At 48.3% G+C, this 236-nt stretch carries 1 protein-coding gene; it reads right to left on the reverse strand.

Annotation, left to right across the window (positions count from 1 at the left end; genetic code table 11):
* Positions 1–236 (reverse strand): TRCF domain-containing protein (locus NE619_RS18500; RefSeq protein WP_256133924.1); only part of this gene is annotated, 236 nt, incomplete at both ends.

Here is a 236-nt window from a genome sequence, read left to right on the forward strand (position 1 = left end):
GTACTTTGCGTACAGGGCGGACAGCGATTTGGCTCTCAGCCCGTTTTCCTGGGCAAAATTAAAGATGACTTTGCTGCCCTCATCATGAATCCTGGTAATACTGAGCTTTTCAGCCATGGAGCGAATTCTGGATATGGTAATCAAATTCATAGTATCGCGCGGGATCTCTCCAAAACGGTCGATCAGCTGATCAATGATCTCTTCTTCATCGGCATCGCTCGCCACTGTGGCGATCT

Origin of the sequence: Anaerovorax odorimutans (genome assembly GCF_024459955.1) — a bacterium.
GTDB classification, from domain to species: Bacteria; Bacillota; Clostridia; order Peptostreptococcales; family Anaerovoracaceae; genus Hominibacterium; species Hominibacterium odorimutans_A.